The sequence below is a fragment of the Ideonella azotifigens genome, assembly GCF_006519715.1.
Taxonomy (GTDB): Bacteria; Pseudomonadota; Gammaproteobacteria; order Burkholderiales; family Burkholderiaceae_C; genus Ideonella; species Ideonella azotifigens.
In genome coordinates this window covers 1-2,026 of the sequence record NZ_VIDT01000849.1, presented here as the reverse complement: position 1 = coordinate 2,026, position 2,026 = coordinate 1, and the positions used below count along the sequence as shown (strand labels likewise).

General features: G+C 68.4%; 2 protein-coding genes. Both read right to left on the bottom strand.

Annotated elements, in window-relative coordinates; genetic code table 11:
• A partial coding sequence (locus tag FKP22_RS28430; RefSeq protein ID WP_141291458.1) for a reverse transcriptase family protein occupies positions 1 to 1,392 on the bottom strand: 1,392 nt, incomplete at its 3' end.
• A 277-nt stretch (positions 1,393 to 1,669) separates the two neighbouring features.
• Positions 1,670 to 2,026 (bottom strand): SWIM zinc finger family protein (locus tag FKP22_RS28425; protein ID WP_170201151.1); only part of this gene is annotated, 357 nt, incomplete at its 5' end.

Sequence of the window (2,026 nt, the reverse complement as noted above, 5' to 3'; positions counted from 1 at the left end):
GGCCTGCGCCAGCAAGGGCGCGCCATGCCTGGCGTTCACCATCGCCACGAACTGCGCGTAGCCCAGCAGCACATTGCGCGCAGCGGGCTCGCCTTGCCAGGTGGCGGCGTCCAGCCCCTTGTGCTTCGCGCGGTGCAGCGCGGCGCGCAGCGCACGGCGCTGTTCGCGCGAGACGGCGGGCTGCTGGTTGACGACAACCCCCGTCACCTCCTGCCGGCGGCCGGCGTGCATCACATGCTGCTTGTCGGGATGCGGCGTGAAGCCTTCGGCCTTCAGGATGTGGTGCACCTGGCGCAGCAGGCGCCCGGTCAGGCCGGCGGCGTTGCCCGAGGCCGAGAAGCTCAGGTCGTCGGCATAGCGGGTGTAGGTGAAGCCGAGCTTGGTGGCAATGCCTTGCAGCCGCTTGTCCAGCGTGCGGCACAGGATGTTGGTCAGCATCGGGCTGGTCGGCGCGCCCTGTGGCAGCACACGCTCGCGGGCGGTGCGGCCCACGAAGAAGCGCTCGCCATCGACCTGCAGTTCATCGCACACGTTTTCGCTGCACAGCAGGGCCAGCAGCGTGGCCGTGGCCTCGCCATAGCCCAGTGCGCGGAACACGCCCTTGATGCGCGGGAACGAGACGCTGGGGAAGAAGTCCTTCAGGTCCAGGTTGATGACCACGGCCTGGCCCACATGCGGCGCGGCATTGCTGACGATGGACTTGCCGGGCAGGAAGCCATGCGCGGCGGCATGCACCGGCACCTTGGCCAGCAGGTTGTCCAGCACCCAGTACTGCGCGCGCTTGAGCCGCGGCATCGGCGCGCTGATGGTGCGCACGCCACCAGTCTTCTTCGGCAGCGAGAAGCGGCGGTAATGCTGCGTGCGCGCCACCTCGCGGTGGAAGGCCAGGAAACGCAGTTCGGCCACGGGCACGCCCATCGCATCGGCCAGGGCCTGTGGCGTGTCCAACAATGGCAGGCCCTCGCGCTGCAGCTTCTCGTGCGAGCCGGCGTTGTCGGCCCGAGCTTGCAAGCCGGCAGACACCCCCTGGCCCAGGTAGCCGATCTCATGCCGGCTGCGCTCGCGCCACTGCACTGCGCGCTCGTAGCGTTCACGTTCGAGCTTCTGCGCGGTGGCCTCGCGGCGTTCCCTGGCCTCGGCCATGCGTTGCTGGCGCATGGCCTTCAGCGCGCCCTGCGGGTCGCCTTTCTCGCGCAGCTCGGCCTGCAGCTTGTTCAGCACCTGCACCAACTCGGCTTCGCGCTGGATCAGCGCGGCCTCGACGGTGGGGGCGGCGGCATCGGCTGGCCAGAAGCCCGAGCGCTGCATCTCCTTCAGCACCACCGCGTCCTTGCTGGAGGCGGCAATGCGCGCGATCAGCTCGGCGCGGGTCGGTTGACGCTCGCCGCTCATGCTGCCATCGCTCCGGGAACGGGAAGGGTGGGTGCAGCGCGTTTCTCATCGAAGAGCCCAGGGGGCTCCGAGGACGGAGGCTGTCCACTCGACGCCGCGCCGCGCCCTGTGCGCCAATTGGCTTGAGACAAGCCCAACCGCAATTGCGCACAGGGCGCGAGCGCGGCACAGTGAAGACGGCACCCGTGACGCATGAACAGGCGGTTGGCAAGGGCGACGAAACATCGCCCGGATTGCAAGAGCCAACGCGCTGCACCCGCAAGAAGTCTATCAGTGCTCATGCCGCTTCTCCAGCCGTCACGGCGCGCTGTGTTCTGGTTTCATTCAACGTTGGTTGTGCCACCTGCCGCAACGCCAGCATGTGCGCACACGGACCGCGGCGCAGCTTGTTCTGCTGGAAGAAGTTGCAGCCGCATTGCGCGTCGCGCAGCTGCTCGTCGGCATTCAGCAGCAGCGATGGCGAGAACTCTCGCTTGCCGTCCTTCACCGTGCCGGTGACGCGAAGCTGCCCGTTGTCGGCGGCGCTGATGTCCTTCAACGACACACCGCCACGCGCCTGCACCAGCTTCAGCGCCGCGTCTTCCTCCGGGCTGGCGAAGCGCAGCGTTTCCAGCGGCAGCGGCTCGCGCGACAG